Raw genomic sequence first — 14,509 nt, 5'->3', positions numbered from 1 at the left:
GATAAAGGCCATAATTCAGCGAGTTATCTGTCACGGAGAAATCTAATGAAATCAGTGAAACTCAGCGCGTTAACCCTCCTGTTGACCGGCTTCAGCGCCTCGGCGCTGGCGCTGCCCAACATCACTCTGCTGGCGACCGGCGGCACCATCGCCGGCGGCGGCGATTCGGCGACGAAATCCAACTATACGGCGGGCAAGCTGGGCGTCGAGGCGTTGGTCGATGCGGTGCCGGCGCTGAAAAACATCGCCAACGTGCAGGGGGAGCAGGTGGTGAACATCGGTTCGCAGGACATGAACGATCGGGTCTGGCTGACGTTGGCGAAGAAAATTGACGCCGACTGCGGCAAGACCGACGGCTTCGTCATCACCCACGGCACCGATACGCTGGAAGAGACGGCCTACTTCCTCGATCTGACGGTGAAGTGCGACAAGCCGGTGGTGCTGGTGGGGGCGATGCGACCGGCGACGGCGATGAGCGCCGATGGTCCGTTCAACCTGTATAATGCGGTGGTGACGGCGGCGGATCCGCAATCGGCCAACCGCGGGGTGCTGGTGGCGATGAACGACACCGTGCTGGATGCGCGCGATGTCACCAAGACCAACACCACCGCCGTGCAGACCTTCCAGTCGCCAAACTACGGCCCGCTGGGGTATATCCACAACGGCAAAATCGATTACCAGCGCTCGCCGCAGCGTAAGCATACCCGGGATACGCCGTTCGACGTCAGCAAGCTGAACGAACTGCCGAAGGTCGGCATCGTCTACAACTATGCCAACGCCTCCGATGCACCGGCCAAGGCGCTGATCGCCGAAGGCTATCAGGGCATCGTCAGCGCTGGGGTCGGCAACGGCAACCTGTATAAAACGGTGTTCGACACCCTGGCGACGGCGGCGCACAACGGTGTGGCGGTGGTGCGTTCATCGCGCGTGCCAACCGGCGCCACCACCGAAGATGCGGAAGTGGACGACGCCAAGTACGGCTTTGTTGCCGCCGGCACGCTGAATCCGCAAAAAGCGCGCATTCTGCTGCAGCTGGCGCTGACGCAAACCAAAGATGCGAAGCAAATCCAGCAGATGTTTAATCAGTACTGATCGTTTTCTCTTCTGCGGGGGCCGACCGGGGCTCCCGCAGCCATCTTGGCTGAATACAGCATAAAACACCGCGTTAACCCGCTGAATTTCCCCATGTCGCAGGGTTTTATCGTCCAAACAATCGCGACGGCCGCAGAGCCTGTCATCACCCGGCGCGGCCGTTTGCCGCCGACGGGTGAATAAGCGTTGCAGCCATGGGGCGTGAGTGATAAAACCGATGGGTTGGTTAACGCGAGCGTTAACTTCGGGCGTCTTTTCGACAGGTCGCTTTTCTGCGGCGAACAGTGAATGTGGTGAGGGGAAATGACTCAGGTTTATAATTTTAGCTCTGGCCCGGCGATGCTGCCGGTGGAAGTGTTGCGTCGTGCGGAACAGGAACTGTGCAACTGGCACGGTCTGGGCACGTCAGTGATGGAGATCAGTCACCGCAGCAAAGAATTCATCGCCGTTGCCGAGCAGGCGGAACAGGATCTGCGCGATCTGCTGAAAGTCCCCTCCAACTATAAAGTGCTGTTTTGCCACGGCGGCGCCCGCGCGCAGTTCGCCGCACTGCCGCTGAACCTGCTGGGCGACAAGGCCACCGCCGACTATATCGACGGCGGCTATTGGGCGCACAGCGCCATCAAGGAAGCTGAAAAGTATTGCGCGCCGAACGTCATCGACGTGAAAACCCGTATCGACGGCCTGAGCGGCATCAAGCCGATGAAAGAGTGGCAGCTCAGCGACGACGCGGCTTATGTCCACTATTGCCCGAATGAGACCATCGACGGCGTGGCCATCGATGAAACGCCGGACTTCGGCGACAAGGTGGTGATCGGCGATTACTCCTCGACCATCCTGTCCCGCCCGCTCGACGTCAGCCGTTTCGGCGTGATTTACGCCGGCGCGCAGAAAAATATCGGCCCGGCCGGCCTGACGCTGGTGATCGTGCGCGACGATCTGCTGGGTAAGGCGCGCAAAGAAGTGCCGTCGATCCTCGACTACACCGTGCTGGCCGAAAACGACTCGATGTTCAACACCCCGCCAACCTTCGCCTGGTACCTGTCCGGGCTGGTGTTCAAATGGCTGAAAGAGCAGGGTGGCCTGGTGGAGATGCAAAAACGCAATCAGGCCAAGGCCGAACTGCTGTACGCGACCATCGATAAATCCGACTTTTACCGCAGCCAGGTGGCGATCGCCAACCGTTCCTGGATGAACGTGCCGTTCCAGCTGGCCGATGCGGCGCTGGACAAGGTGTTCCTCAGCGAAGCCGAAGCCATCGGCCTGCAGGCGCTGAAAGGCCACCGGGTAGTTGGCGGCATGCGCGCTTCTATTTACAATGCCATGCCGCTGGCCGGCGTGCAGGCGCTGACCGACTTCATGGCCGACTTCGAACGTCGTCACGGTTGATCCCGTCAGCTCGCCCGACGCGGGCTGCTCAGGCTGTTGTCCTTTTGCATTAAAGCGGCTCCGGCATTATTCCGGAGCCGTTTCGTTTATCAGAATTGGAGAGTTTTGTTCACATGGTGGATTCCCTGACGTTACACCCGGTCGCCCTGGTCAATGGCACCGTCAACTTACCCGGCTCCAAGAGCGTTTCTAACCGCGCTCTGCTGCTGGCGGCGCTGGCGAAAGGCACGACCCGGCTGACCAACCTGCTGGACAGCGACGACGTGCGTCATATGCTGAACGCGCTGCAGGCGTTGGGCGTGAACTATCAGCTTTCCGCCGATCGCACCGTGTGCGAAGTGACCGGCGTGGCCGGGCCGCTGGTGGCCGGCCAGCCGCTGGAACTGTTCCTCGGCAACGCCGGGACGGCGATGCGCCCATTGGCGGCGGCGCTGTGCCTCGGTGAAGGCGACGTGGTGTTGACCGGCGAACCGCGCATGAAAGAGCGCCCGATCGGCCATTTGGTGGACGCGTTGCGCCAGGGCGGGGCGCAGATTGATTACCTCGAGCAGACCGATTACCCGCCGATTCGCCTGCGCGGCGGCTTCCAGGGCGGCGAGGTCACCGTTGACGGCAGCGTCTCCAGCCAGTTCCTGACCGCGTTGCTGATGACCGCGCCGCTGGCGCCGCAGGATACGCAGATCCACATCAAGGGCGAGCTGGTTTCCAAGCCGTACATCGACATCACGCTGCATCTGATGCGCACCTTCGGCGTATCGGTGAGCCACGACAACTACCGGGTGTTCCATATCCAGGGGCGTCAGACGTATATCGCGCCGGGCGATTACCTGGTTGAGGGCGATGCTTCTTCCGCCTCTTACTTCCTGGCGGCGGCGGCTATCAAGGGCGGCACCGTGCGCGTGACCGGCATCGGCCGCAAAAGCGTGCAGGGCGACACCAAGTTTGCCGACGTGCTGGAGAAAATGGGCGCGCGCATTACCTGGGGCGACGATTTCATCGAATGCAGCCGCGGTGAACTGCGCGGCATCGACATGGACATGAACCACATTCCGGACGCGGCGATGACCATCGCCACCGCAGCGCTGTTCGCCGAGGGGCCGACCACCATTCGCAATATCTACAACTGGCGGGTAAAGGAGACCGACCGTCTGGCGGCGATGGCCACCGAGCTGCGTAAAGTGGGGGCGGAAGTGGACGAAGGCGAAGACTACATTCACGTCGTGCCGCCGGCCAAACTGCAGTTTGCCGAGATTGGCACCTACAACGATCACCGTATGGCGATGTGTTTCTCGCTGGTGGCGCTGTCGGATACTCCGGTCACCATTCTCGATCCGAAATGCACCGCGAAAACCTTCCCGGACTATTTCGAACAGCTGGCGCGCATCAGCCAGCCGGCGTAACCCGTCAAATCGTTTATTTTAAGGCCCCTTTGTGGGCCTTTATCGTTTTTAACCTTTGGCGACCGGCGTTTCTTCTATACTTTTTCGCGGTTGTGCGCTTATTTTCAACAACCGGACAGTTCCAGGGTAACAGATCGCCGTAGGGCAGCGTATAATACGCCACCGTATTTGCCCCTGATTGGGCAGGTGACAGAGAGTGCGGCGCGCGGGCCTTGAGCCGAAGCGCACCGTGTCTCTGTGAGGTTTTCTACCTGAAGGAGAGAGAAATGACGGCTACAGCCCCGGTGATAACCGTTGATGGACCAAGTGGCGCAGGCAAAGGCACGCTGTGTAAAGCGTTGGCCGAGTCCCTTGGTTGGCGTTTGCTGGACTCCGGCGCGATCTATCGCGTGCTGGCGCTGGCGGCGTTGCATCATCAGGTGGATATCACTTCTGAGGAAGCGCTGGTTCCGCTGGCCGCACATCTCGATGTTCGCTTAGTTGCCCAGGACGGCAAGCTGCAGGTGATTTTGGAAGGTGAGGACGTCAGCAATGAGATCCGCACCGAAACCGTCGGCAACACCGCGTCACAAGCGGCGGCGTTTCCGCGCGTGCGCGAGGCGCTGCTGCGCCGCCAGCGCGCATTCCGCGAGGCGCCCGGCCTGATTGCCGATGGCCGTGACATGGGCACGGTGGTGTTCCCGGACGCGCCGGTCAAGATTTTCCTCGACGCCAGCTCGGAGGAGCGCGCGCACCGCCGCATGCTGCAGTTGCAGGAGAAGGGCTTTAATGTTAACTTTGAACGTCTTTTAGCCGAGATAAAGGAACGGGACGACCGTGACCGTAATCGGCCTATCGCGCCTCTGGTGCCCGCTTCTGACGCCCTCGTGCTGGATTCTACCAGCATGTCGATCGAAGAAGTGATCCGGCAGGCGTTGATGTATGCACAGAAAGTGTTGGCGTTGCCGCAGCAATAAGCGCGGCGGCGCTATTGGCTTTTTGTCATATTTGTCATAGCGGTATCGCAATATATCGGGTAAAATTTTACCCCTGTAACCTTAAACCCTGTCGGCATGGAGCCAATGGCGGGGTATGTGAAACAACCCCATTCGGCGGGACGCTAAATGGACGTTAAACTAAAGAACCCTGAAGATTAACAACATGACTGAATCTTTCGCTCAACTCTTTGAAGAATCCTTAAAAGAAATCGAAACCCGCCCGGGTTCCATCGTTCGTGGCGTCGTTGTTGCTATCGACAAAGATATCGTACTGGTTGACGCCGGTCTGAAATCTGAGTCTGCCATCCCGGCTGAGCAATTCAAAAACGCCCAGGGCGAGCTGGAAATCCAGGTTGGTGACGAAGTTGACGTTGCTCTGGATGCTGTTGAAGACGGCTTCGGTGAAACCCTGCTGTCCCGTGAGAAAGCTAAGCGACACGAAGCTTGGATCACGCTGGAAAAAGCATACGAAGAAGCTGAGACTGTAACCGGTGTTATCAACGGCAAAGTGAAGGGTGGCTTCACCGTCGAGCTGAACGGCATCCGCGCGTTCCTGCCAGGTTCCCTGGTTGACGTGCGTCCGGTACGTGACACTCTGCACCTGGAAGGCAAAGAGCTTGAGTTCAAAGTCATCAAGCTGGATCAGAAGCGCAACAACGTTGTCGTTTCTCGCCGTGCGGTTATCGAATCCGAGAACAGCGCTGAGCGCGATCAACTGCTGGAAAACCTGCAGGAAGGCATGGAAGTTAAAGGTATCGTTAAGAACCTCACTGACTACGGTGCATTCGTTGATCTGGGCGGCGTAGACGGCCTGCTGCACATCACTGACATGGCTTGGAAACGCGTTAAGCACCCAAGCGAAATCGTCAATGTTGGCGATGAAATCACTGTTAAAGTGCTGAAGTTCGACCGCGAGCGTACTCGTGTATCCCTGGGCCTGAAACAGCTGGGCGAAGATCCATGGGTTGCTATCGCGAAACGTTACCCAGAAGGCACCAAGCTGACTGGTCGTGTAACCAACCTGACTGATTACGGCTGCTTCGTAGAAATCGAAGAAGGCGTTGAAGGTCTGGTACACGTTTCTGAAATGGATTGGACCAACAAAAACATCCATCCGTCCAAAGTTGTTAACGTGGGCGACGTAGTGGAAGTGATGGTTCTGGACATCGATGAAGAGCGTCGTCGTATCTCCCTGGGCCTGAAGCAGTGCAAATCCAACCCATGGCAGCAGTTCGCAGAAACCCACAACAAGGGCGACCGCGTTGAAGGTAAAATCAAGTCTATCACTGACTTCGGTATCTTCATCGGCCTGGACGGCGGCATCGACGGCCTGGTTCACCTGTCTGACATCTCCTGGAACGTTGCAGGCGAAGAAGCAGTACGTGAATACAAGAAAGGCGACGAAATCGCAGCGGTTGTTCTGCAAGTTGACGCAGAGCGCGAGCGTATCTCCCTGGGCGTGAAGCAGCTGGCTGAAGACCCGTTCAATAACTACCTGTCTATGAACAAGAAAGGTGCTATTGTTACTGGTAAAGTCACTGCAGTTGACGCCAAAGGTGCTACAGTTGAATTGGCAGGCGGCGTAGAAGGTTACCTGCGTGCATCTGAAGCCTCTCGCGACCGCATTGAAGATGCAACTCTGGTTCTGAACGTAGGTGACGAAGTTGAAGCTAAATTCACCGGCGTTGACCGTAAGAACCGCGTTGTAAGCCTGTCCGTACGTGCTAAGGACGAAGCTGACGAGAAAGACGCCATCGCAACTGTTAACAACAAACAGGAAGAAGGCAACTTCTCTAACGCAATGGCTGAAGCTTTCAAAGCGGCTAAAGGCGAGTAATGACGGGGGGCGGTTTCTGACCGCCCCGATACGGTAGTTTAGCTGCAAAGCTTGGAGGTACTATGACCAAGTCTGAACTTATTGAAAGACTTGCTGGCCAGCAATCTCATATTCCGGCGAAGGCCGTTGAGGATGCAGTGAAAGAGATGCTTGAGCACATGGCCGCAACGCTGGCCGAGGGCGAACGCATTGAGATCCGCGGATTCGGCAGTTTTTCTCTTCACTACCGTGCCCCGCGTGTAGGCCGCAACCCGAAAACCGGTGACAAAGTTGAGCTGGACGGCAAGTACGTTCCTCACTTCAAACCCGGCAAAGAGTTGCGTGACCGCGCCAATATCTATGGCTAGTCGCTGACTGCTCATAGCGTTGTTGCTTGTAAAGAATATAAAACGGTGCCTTTAAGGCGCCGTTTTTTTTCGCCTGCGATTCTCCATGACACGCAAGTGAATTGCGTACTGCGCCGCATTTGCGGTGTGGCTGCTGCATAGGCCTCTCTTATCCTGCCATGCTCACCGCATCTTCGTTAAAGCCCGCTGGCGGCGACATATCGCCTCAACGATCCTGCTTGCTTGCCGTGACGCGTTTTTGCTCATGGTGGAGCCGATGGGAGAAGAGCGATCAAAATTTCGCTGGATCTGGCGATATTCGCCGTTATCTGCGGCATCCTGCCGCTGCTGGTTTTACCGCGGTTGCCAGAGCCATGGCTGCTGTGGCCGATGCTGTTTGTCGCCGGTTTACTGCTGCGCATCCGTTGGCCGATCTGCCGTTATTTGGCCTGTCTGGGTTTGGGATTCATATGGGCGGTTTTCAACGCCGGAAGCCTGCTTGGGCAAATGGAGCACCTAAGCCGCATGCCGGATGTAACGGCGGTGGCGCAGGTGAGTAGTGTCGCACTGGAGCCTGCCGCCAGTAAGCAGACGCTGATGCGCATCGAGCGAGTCGACGGCCATTGGTTGGTGCCTGCGCTGACGTTTACCACGACGTGGGCCCCAGAACGGCAGCGTCTGTGCGCCGGGCAGCGCTGGCAGTTGAAACTGCGTTTGCGGCCGGTGCACGGCAAGCTCAATGAAGGCGGCTTTGACAGCCAGCGTTGGGCAATCGCGCAGCGCCAACCTTTGACCGCGCAGGTCAGGCAGGCTCGTTTGCTGGATGGCGATTGCGGCCTGCGCCAGCGCATAATCAGCCATGCGGAAACCAACATCGGTGAATTGCGTTACAAGGCGGTGTTGCTGGCGCTGGCGTTTGGGGAACGCACCGCACTGGAACAGGCTTTGCGCACGCTGATGCTGAAAACCGGCATTGCGCACCTGATGGCTATTTCGGGGCTGCATGTGGCGATGGTCGCCATTTTGTTTTGGGCGGTGCTGCGTGCGCTGCAGTTTTTTCTTCCCGCCCATCTGATTGGTTATCGCTTTCCGCTGGTCGCGGGCTGGGTGGCGACGCTGATCTATGTCTGGTTGGTGGGCGCCCAGCCACCGGCGGTACGCACCGCGCTGGCGATGACGCTGTGGATGCTGCTGCGCTTGCGCGGCGTTCATTGTTCTTCCTGGCAAGTGTGGCTGTGGTGCGTCGGGCTGATTTTGTTGTGCGATCCGCTGGCGGTATTGTCAGACAGTTTTTGGCTGTCGGTGCTGGCGGTAGGGTGTTTGATTTTTTGGTTCGAATGGGCGCCGCTCGGCGAGCGATTTCGTTCCGCCTGGTATTGGGCGCCGGTACGCTGGCTGCATATTCAGCTGGGCATGACGCTGCTGCTGGTGCCGATGCAGGTCGCGCTGTTTTTAGGCCTGACGCTGACCTCATTGCCGGCCAATCTCTGGGCGGTGCCCATCGTCTCATTGGTGACGGTGCCGTTGATTTTGCTGGCGGTGATCGGCGGCGTCTTCCCCTCGCTAAGTTACGGGCTTTGGTGGTTGGCCGATTTCACGTTGAGCGGGGTGTTTGTGCCGCTGCATTACCTGCAGCGCGGTTGGGTAGATTTGGGGGCTGCCTCGCTGCTGGCCAGCATAGCGGGATGGCTTATCGTTATCTGTTGGCGCTTTCATTGGTGGTGGCGCTATGCGCCGGGCCTGGCGACGATCGCGATATGCTGCGTGCTGTGGCGAGGAAAAGAGCCGGGATACCGCTGGCGCGTCGATATGCTCGATGTCGGGCACGGCCTGGCGATGGTGATAGAGCAAAACGGCAAAGGCATATTGTATGACACCGGCGATCGTTGGCCTGCAGGCAGCGCCGCCGAGCGGCATATTTTGCCGATGCTGAACTGGCGGGGCATTGAGCTGGAACAGATCATCATCAGCCATGCTCATCTCGATCATATCGGCGGGCTGTCGACGGTACAGAGTGCGTTTCCACAGGCGACGGTGCGCAGCCCGATACGCGGGGAGGGGCACTTGCCCTGCGTCGCCGGAGAGCGTTGGCGATGGCAGTCGTTGCAATTCGAGGTGTTGTGGCCGCCGAAAACGCTCAAAAGGCCGGTCAATGACGACTCCTGTGTGATTCGCATCGACGACGGGAAATACAGCCTGCTGCTTACCGGCGACGCGGAAAAGAAGGCGGAGGCACAGCTGATTCGATTGCGCCGCGACCGTTTGGCGGCCACGGTATTGCAGGTGGGGCACCATGGCAGCAGAACGTCTTCGACGCCGCCGTTTCTGCGCGCGGTCAATCCTGAGGTGGCGCTGGCGTCAGCATCTCGTTACAACAAATGGCGATTGCCGGCGCGTAAAGTGGTCGCCAGATACCGGGCAAATGGCATTACATGGCGTGATACGACGCGCTCCGGCCAGTTATCGGTACTTTTTTTCGACAACGATTGGCAAATTAAAGGCTTTCGCGAACAATTAATGCCCCGTTGGTACCATCAGCGGTTTGGCGTAGAGGGTGATAATGAGTAAAATAGGCCGCTATTTCTTCCGATGCTGGTATTTGCATGATGAATGATAAAGATCTCTCGACCTGGCAGACGTTCCGTCGACTCTGGCCGATGATCACTCCTTTTAAGACCGGGCTGATTGTGGCCGCCATTGCGTTGATTATGAACGCAGCGGGGGACACGCTGATGCTGTCTCTGCTTAAACCGCTATTGGACGATGGGTTTGGAAAAACCGACAGCAGCGTGCTGGTGTGGATGCCGCTGGCGGTGATTGCGCTGATGCTGATGCGTGGCGTGACCAGCTTTGTTTCAAGCTACTGCATTTCCTGGGTTTCCGGCATGGTGGTGATGCAGATGCGCCGCCGCCTGTTTGGCCACATGATGAGAATGCCGGTGGCCTTCTTCGATCAGCAGTCTACCGGGACGCTGTTGTCGCGCATTACCTATGACTCCGAGCAGGTGGCTTCCTCCTCTTCCAGCGCCCTGGTGACCGTGGTGCGTGAAGGGGCCTCGATCATTGGCCTGTTCATCATGATGTTCTACTACAGCTGGCAGCTGTCGGTGATCCTGATCGTGCTGGCGCCGATCGTCTCCATCGCCATTCGCCTGGTGTCCAAGCGTTTCCGCAACATCAGTAAGAACATGCAGAACACCATGGGACAGGTGACCACCAGCGCCGAGCAGATGCTGAAAGGCCATAAAGAAGTGCTGATCTTCGGTGGCCAGCAGGTGGAAACCGAGCGCTTTAACTCGGTCAGCAACCGCATGCGTCAACAGGGCATGAAACTGGTCTCCGCGTCTTCGATTTCCGATCCGATCATTCAGCTGATCGCTTCGCTGGCGCTGGCGTTCGTGCTGTTTGCCGCCAGCTTCCCAAGCGTGATGTCAACCCTGACCGCCGGTACCATTACCGTGGTGTTCTCGTCGATGATCGCGCTGATGCGCCCGCTGAAGTCGCTGACCAACGTCAATGCCCAGTTCCAACGCGGGATGGCGGCATGCCAGACGCTGTTCTCCATTTTGGATATGGAACAGGAAAAAGACACCGGCACCCGCGAAGTGAAGCGTGCGAAAGGCGACATCGAATTCCGCAACGTCACCTTCTACTACCCGTCCAAGGAAACGCCGGCGCTGCGTGATATCAACCTGAAAATCGCCGAAGGCAAGACCGTCGCATTGGTGGGCCGTTCCGGTTCGGGCAAATCCACCATCGCCAACCTGTTGACGCGTTTCTACGATATTCAGGAAGGCGAAATCCTGATGGACGGCCACGATCTGCGTGAATATACCCTGGCCTCACTGCGTAATCAGGTGGCGCTGGTCTCGCAAAACGTGCACCTGTTCAACGACACCATCGCCAACAACATCGCCTATGCGCGCGAGAGCGAATACAGCCGCGAGCAGATTGAGAAAGCGGCCGAAATGGCGTACGCGATGGACTTCATCAACAAGATGGAGAACGGCCTGGATACGGTGATCGGTGAGAACGGTGTAATGCTGTCCGGCGGCCAACGTCAGCGTATCGCCATCGCGCGTGCGTTACTGCGCGACTGCCCGATCCTGATCCTGGATGAGGCGACTTCTGCGCTGGATACCGAGTCCGAACGTGCCATCCAGGCTGCGCTGGACGAGTTGCAGAAAGACCGTACTTCGCTGGTGATCGCGCACCGTCTGTCGACGATTGAGAAGGCGGACGAGATCCTGGTGGTGGAGGACGGCCGTATCGTCGAACGCGGCGAGCACGCCGAATTGCTTGAACGGCAGGGCGCCTATGCGCAGCTGCACCGCATGCAGTTTGGTCAATAATGATTGAGCGCATCTGGTCCGGCGGTTCGCTGCTTTATCTGGCGCTGCTGCCGCTCTCCTGGCTGTATGGCCTGCTCAGTTGGCTGATTCGCCTCAGCTACCGCTGTGGCCTGCGCAAAAGCTGGCGCGCGCCGGTGCCGGTGGTGGTGGTAGGCAATCTCACCGCCGGCGGCAACGGCAAAACGCCGATGGTGATCTGGCTGGTGGAACACCTGCAGCAGCGGGGCTATCGCGTTGGCGTGGTTTCACGCGGCTACGGCGGCAAGTCGGCGGTCTATCCCCTGGTGCTCAATCAGAATACCTCGACCCGCGAGGCGGGGGATGAGCCGGTGCTGATTTATCAGCGCACCGGCGCGCCCGTGGCGATCGCGCCCAAGCGAGCCGAGGCGGTACAGGCCTTGCTGCAACAACAGCCGCTGGATGCGATCATCACCGACGACGGCTTGCAGCACTATGCCTTACAGCGTGACTTCGAGCTGGTGGTCATCGACGGCGTGCGCCGTTTCGGCAATGGCTGGTGGTTACCGGCCGGGCCGATGCGCGAGCGTGCCGCGCGGCTTGGCAGCGTCGATGCGCGCGTCGCCAATGGCGGCGTGGCGCAGGCGGGGGAGATTGCCATGCGCCTGCAGGCGCGTGACGCGGTGAACCTGCTGAGCGGTGAACGTCGCCCGGCGGCCGAGCTGCCGCGCGTGGTGGCGATGGCGGGCATCGGTCATCCGCCGCGTTTCTTCGCGACGTTGGAAAAGCTGAACGTCGAGGTGGTGCAGGAAGTGGCGTTTGCCGATCATCAGGAATATCAGCAGCCGCAGCTGACGGCGCTGGTTGCAGCCGATCAAACGCTGCTGATGACGGAGAAGGACGCGGTGAAGTGCCGCGCCTTTGCCCAGCCTAATTGGTGGTATTTACCGGTTGACGCGGTGCTACCGTCCGCTCAGGCTGAGCAACTGCTGCAGGATATCGAATCTCTGCTGACCAAGTAACCTCAGGATGCCAGCGTGACAAGCCCCAGGGCTTGCGCGCATGCCTCCAGCGAACGCTGCTGGGTTTGCTGATACAGCGCCAGCTCGTCGATCACCTCACTGCCCAACGCTTGTTCAAACGTAGCCCGGCTGGAAGCGGCATTGTACTGCGCGTGGCGGCTGTCCCCCAGATTTGACTGGAAAATCCCCGCTGCGCTGACCGGCAGAAAATCTTCATACACCAGCGGCTGGAAGCGAACGTGTTCTTTCTCGATCAGTTGCTCCAGGGTACTGTGCTTATCCAGCGACTCTTTGGCCGCCAGGCCGCATTCGGTCGGGAAATAGCGGAACCACGCCAGCTGTTGCTCGCGCAGCGTGGCGTAATCATCCGGAAACGCCCGGAAGTTTTCCTCCAGCAGTTGATAGTAGCGCTCGGCGTTCTTCTCGCTTGGCGGTGCCTGCAGTGCATCGTTGGTCGCCTGCAGCAGGCGGTCGTAGAGGGCGCGCCCTTTAGGCGTCAGCGCCACGCCGCGCTGTTCGATCTCGCCGAAGCGCGCGGTATGATGGCCGGCGATGGCGTGGCCGTCGTGCTCAACGAAATCGACGCTTTCTTCCAACGCCTTGAAGCTGGTCTGGCGCAGCAGGATCGCACGGCGGCGGCGGGGCGGGCCCTCGATGACCGCTTTGGGCGTAATGCCGCGGCCGGGCATCGCCTGTTGAACGCGATCGATATCCAGCGTGCGCGGCGTCAGGTGGTTGATATGCGGCCCTTTAAACGCCACGACGTCGGCGATCAGGCGATGCTGATCGTGCAACTGCCGGTATTCTTCGGCGCTGACCGTCGCCTGATTGTGCCAGCGGAAGGTTTCCAGCGCTTGTTCGACAAATTCCTGCGCCTGCGCTGCATTCAATCCGCCTTGCGCTTCCTGCAGCGCGATCAGTTCTAACGCGCGATCGGTAAAGATGCGGCGGCGTGCCAGCAAGCGCTCGGCCAGTTCATGCAGCGCGGGATCTTCTATCAGTTCCAGGCGCAGCAGGGAGGTGAACACGCGGAAAGGACTGATCTGCAGCGCGTCTTCATGTACGGCGCGAAAAGCGGTGGAGTGCACCGGAACGCCCGCTACCGACAGGTCATAGTAACCGACCGGCGCCATGCCCATCACCCGGAACAGGCGGCGCAGGGTGGCCAGCTCATCCGCGGTGCCGACCCGGATCGCGCCGTGGCGCTCCATGGCGAGGCGCTCTATCTCGCCGGTGATTTGCAACTGATGAGCCAGTGCGGCGTCTTCGCGCAGAACCTGTCGATTGGTTTCCGCCACCAACTCCAGCAGATCGCCGTACAGCGGTACCTCCTTTTGGTACATGTCCGACATCGCGTGGGAGAATCTGGCGCGGATTTCATTAGGTGAAACGAACTGCTGGGCGGTCATGCGCATAGCTCCTTGATTCAGCATAATCTGAAAAATCGTGTTTTTAGCGGCAAAAGTGCTGGCGAAAAAGCCGTCTGCCTTGTTTTCCCCTCAAGTTTAGCCATCTGATTTGGGATTTGTTATAGAGGCGCCAAGCATATTAGAGTTTTATGCGTTAGCTCTCATTTGCAGCGCACAGACGGACAAATGATGCGCCGGCCTGGGGGAAGAGGCGGTGGATGGGCTGCGAAGAACGGTAAATTAATTCATGTGTATTCAGGGGGATACAAATAAATTCGGCGTAATGGCGAATTTAATGCAATAAACCTCTTGTGCATTCACCAGATTTATGAGTAAATGCAAGTCGGCCTGTAATCCAGACCTATTTATGTTCGAGTTTAGAGTTAAGCAGTTCCTCCAAAAACGTTATCATCCGATTCCGCTTCAAAGACGAACCTTCTAAGTACCTCCCATAAGTAATGTTTCTGAAATGGCCCCAATTGCCTCTTATGGCAGGTTTTGTAAATATATTTAAAGGTAAATGTAATGTCTAAGAAGACTGGTCAGGTTAAGTGGTTCAACGAAAGCAAAGGTTTTGGTTTCATTGAGCAGAACGACGGCGGCAAAGATGTATTCGTACACTTCTCCGCAATCATGACCGACGGTTTCAAGACCCTGGCTGAAGGCCAGCGCGTCGAGTACACCATCCAGGACAGCCCGCGCGGGCCGGCTGCCGCCAACGTAGTTGCTCTGTAAGATTACAGGGAA

11 protein-coding genes are annotated in these 14,509 nt (G+C 58.3%); 10 read left to right on the top strand and 1 reads right to left on the bottom strand.

Annotated features, from left to right (window positions below):
• Positions 1-45: 45 nt before the first annotated feature.
• From ansB to lpxK, 9 genes are all read left to right on the top strand, one after another.
• A complete protein-coding gene (ansB, locus tag AC4PR2_RS10990; protein WP_070913952.1) occupies positions 46-1,092 on the top strand; it encodes an L-asparaginase 2 in 1,047 nt (348 codons plus the stop codon).
• Positions 1,093-1,395: 303 nt separating this feature from the next.
• On the top strand, positions 1,396-2,481 hold the full coding sequence (gene serC, locus AC4PR2_RS10985; RefSeq protein ID WP_033637853.1) for a 3-phosphoserine/phosphohydroxythreonine transaminase: 1,086 nt from the start codon (positions 1,396-1,398) through the stop codon (positions 2,479-2,481).
• Between the two features lie 113 nt (positions 2,482-2,594).
• Positions 2,595-3,881 carry a 3-phosphoshikimate 1-carboxyvinyltransferase gene (aroA, locus tag AC4PR2_RS10980; protein ID WP_060440282.1) on the top strand — a complete coding sequence of 429 codons (1,287 nt, stop codon included), beginning with the start codon at positions 2,595-2,597 and terminating at the stop codon, positions 3,879-3,881.
• Positions 3,882-4,147: 266 nt separating this feature from the next.
• Positions 4,148-4,837 (top strand): (d)CMP kinase, encoded by a 690-nt coding sequence (gene cmk, locus AC4PR2_RS10975; protein ID WP_492175124.1) that lies wholly within the window; start codon positions 4,148-4,150, stop codon positions 4,835-4,837.
• Between the two features lie 184 nt (positions 4,838-5,021).
• On the top strand, positions 5,022-6,695 hold the full coding sequence (gene rpsA, locus AC4PR2_RS10970) for a 30S ribosomal protein S1 (protein WP_004928267.1): 1,674 nt from the start codon (positions 5,022-5,024) through the stop codon (positions 6,693-6,695).
• A 62-nt stretch (positions 6,696-6,757) separates the two neighbouring features.
• Positions 6,758-7,042: an integration host factor subunit beta gene (gene ihfB, locus AC4PR2_RS10965; protein ID WP_004928264.1), complete on the top strand. Its 285-nt coding sequence runs from the start codon at positions 6,758-6,760 to the stop codon at positions 7,040-7,042.
• A gap of 276 nt (positions 7,043-7,318) precedes the next feature.
• Positions 7,319-9,589 (top strand): ComEC family protein, encoded by a 2,271-nt coding sequence (locus tag AC4PR2_RS10960; RefSeq protein ID WP_197802071.1) that lies wholly within the window; start codon positions 7,319-7,321, stop codon positions 9,587-9,589.
• Between the two features lie 35 nt (positions 9,590-9,624).
• On the top strand, positions 9,625-11,373 hold the full coding sequence (gene msbA / locus AC4PR2_RS10955) for a lipid A ABC transporter ATP-binding protein/permease MsbA (RefSeq protein ID WP_047727931.1): 1,749 nt from the start codon (positions 9,625-9,627) through the stop codon (positions 11,371-11,373).
• Positions 11,373-12,353, top strand: coding sequence for a tetraacyldisaccharide 4'-kinase (gene lpxK / locus AC4PR2_RS10950; protein ID WP_087762276.1), 981 nt, complete (start codon positions 11,373-11,375; stop codon positions 12,351-12,353). Before msbA ends, lpxK begins: the two co-directional genes overlap by 1 nt.
• Positions 12,354-12,355: 2 nt before the next feature.
• On the opposite strand, the gene hglS is transcribed toward lpxK, so the two are convergent.
• Positions 12,356-13,762 carry a 2-oxoadipate dioxygenase/decarboxylase HglS gene (gene hglS, locus AC4PR2_RS10945; protein ID WP_197801749.1) on the bottom strand — a complete coding sequence of 469 codons (1,407 nt, stop codon included), beginning with the start codon at positions 13,760-13,762 and terminating at the stop codon, positions 12,356-12,358.
• Between the two features lie 525 nt (positions 13,763-14,287).
• On the opposite strand from hglS, the gene cspE reads away from it, so the two are divergent.
• Entirely contained in the window at positions 14,288-14,497 is a 210-nt protein-coding gene (cspE, locus tag AC4PR2_RS10940) for a transcription antiterminator/RNA stability regulator CspE (protein ID WP_019454537.1), read from the top strand.
• Positions 14,498-14,509 lie beyond the last annotated feature (12 nt).

It is taken from the genome of Serratia sp. A07 (assembly GCF_058725505.1).
Note: the sequence above shows the minus strand (reverse complement) of the source record. Positions and strands in the feature narration are given on the sequence as shown.

Bases quoted from the DNA above. Each gene is read 5' to 3' on its own strand.
- ansB (WP_070913952.1), top strand. From the start codon at position 46: ATGAAATCAGTGAAACTCAGCGCGTTAACCCTCCTGTTGACCGGCTTC.
- serC (WP_033637853.1), top strand. From the start codon at position 1,396: ATGACTCAGGTTTATAATTTTAGCTCTGGCCCGGCGATGCTGCCGGTG.
- aroA (WP_060440282.1), top strand. From the start codon at position 2,595: ATGGTGGATTCCCTGACGTTACACCCGGTCGCCCTGGTCAATGGCACC.
- cmk (WP_492175124.1), top strand. From the start codon at position 4,148: ATGACGGCTACAGCCCCGGTGATAACCGTTGATGGACCAAGTGGCGCA.
- rpsA (WP_004928267.1), top strand. From the start codon at position 5,022: ATGACTGAATCTTTCGCTCAACTCTTTGAAGAATCCTTAAAAGAAATC.
- ihfB (WP_004928264.1), top strand. From the start codon at position 6,758: ATGACCAAGTCTGAACTTATTGAAAGACTTGCTGGCCAGCAATCTCAT.
- msbA (WP_047727931.1), top strand. From the start codon at position 9,625: ATGATGAATGATAAAGATCTCTCGACCTGGCAGACGTTCCGTCGACTC.
- lpxK (WP_087762276.1), top strand. From the start codon at position 11,373: ATGATTGAGCGCATCTGGTCCGGCGGTTCGCTGCTTTATCTGGCGCTG.
- hglS (WP_197801749.1), bottom strand. From the start codon at position 13,762: ATGACCGCCCAGCAGTTCGTTTCACCTAATGAAATCCGCGCCAGATTC.
- cspE (WP_019454537.1), top strand. From the start codon at position 14,288: ATGTCTAAGAAGACTGGTCAGGTTAAGTGGTTCAACGAAAGCAAAGGT.